Source organism: Acidisoma sp. S159, assembly GCF_009766125.1.
Classification (GTDB): domain Bacteria; phylum Pseudomonadota; class Alphaproteobacteria; order Acetobacterales; family Acetobacteraceae; genus Acidisoma.
On record NZ_LMUG01000011.1, the window covers coordinates 44,486 to 45,658 of the forward strand.

The 1,173-nt window shown below is 60.1% G+C and carries 2 protein-coding genes; both read right to left on the reverse strand.

Annotated features, from left to right (window positions below):
- The coding region (locus GSQ92_RS06260; protein WP_254066571.1) for an IS66 family transposase zinc-finger binding domain-containing protein at positions 1 to 653 on the reverse strand (653 nt) is incomplete at its 3' end.
- A 63-nt stretch (positions 654 to 716) separates the two neighbouring features.
- Positions 717 to 1,064, reverse strand: coding sequence for an IS66 family insertion sequence element accessory protein TnpB (gene tnpB, locus GSQ92_RS06265; RefSeq protein ID WP_158804988.1), 348 nt, complete (start codon positions 1,062 to 1,064; stop codon positions 717 to 719).
- Between the last annotated feature and the right edge of the window lie 109 nt (positions 1,065 to 1,173).

Sequence of the window (1,173 nt, forward strand, 5' to 3'; positions counted from 1 at the left end):
CCCTCCACTGGCATTCCACCGGCTAGCGCCGGCGGAACCTTGGCCAGCTTCGCCCATCCTCGGGGAATTACATGGAACGGTGCGGGTGTCTGGCTGACCTTCTCGCAATCACGACACGTGAACTTCTCCCGCACGGTCTCGATGACTTTCCACTGCCGGGGAATGGATTCCAGCGTACGGGTCACGTCTTCGCCGAGCCTGCGGAGCCGGTTCCCACCGCAGCACGCGCAGGCTGTCGGCGGGTCGATCACCACGCGCTCTCTGGGCAGGTGGTCGGGAAAGGTGGTCCGTGCCTCGGGGCGTTTGCGCACGAACGCCGCCACGGTCGTGCTTTTGGCAACAGCAAGCTCCGCCGCGATCTCATCCTCGGTGGCGGTTGCCTCCAATTCTTCGAGCGCGAATTCCATCTGATCTTGAAGCTGAGCCGCTCGCTCCTTGCGAGGCCCGTAGAGCTGACGCTCCAGCTTGGCGATCCTCAAGGCTTGATGCGCGATCAGAGCCTTATCGTCGGAGGTCATGGCCTTGGCCACCGCCAGCTCGGCTACGGTATCGAGATGCTTCTGCTCTGCCGTCAATGCTTGGGCGCGGGCTGCCGTCAGCGCCTGCCTCAGCGCCGCAACGTCATCCGGACCGTCGTTGAACTCAGCATCCATGGGTCCAATAGAAGCATATCTCCGGGTGCTTGTGTACTTCGAAGCAGAGTGTGCGAAGGATTTTTAACCGGCAGATTTGGGGCGCCAGCTTTGCTGGGGATTACGCCAGTCGATGCCTTCCAGAAGACAGGAAGCCTGCGATGTGGTCAGCGAAATCACGCCGTCGGATGCCGAGGGCCATATGAAGCGGCCCCGATCCAAGCGCTTTGTATAAAGCGATGTACCAACGCCATCGTGCCACAAGCATTTGATGAGCGAACCACTGCGGCCACGGAAAAAGAAGACGTCGCCCGCAAACGGGTCCCGTTTGAAATGTTCCTGCACCAGCAGCGAAAGGCCTGCCATCCCTTTGCGCATATCGGCATGTCCACTTGCGATCCAAATTCGAACGCCACTCGGAACCGGAATCATCGTAGCGCCGTCAATGCGGCCGCAACCAAATTGGCAGGCGCCGATGCAGATACCACCATTTTAATTCCGCCAGACAACTCGATCACCATCGCAGGGCAGACATCACCCT

Excerpts from the sequence above, each read along its gene's own strand:
- tnpB (WP_158804988.1), bottom strand. The coding sequence starts at position 1,064 with ATGATTCCGGTTCCGAGTGGCGTTCGAATTTGGATCGCAAGTGGACAT.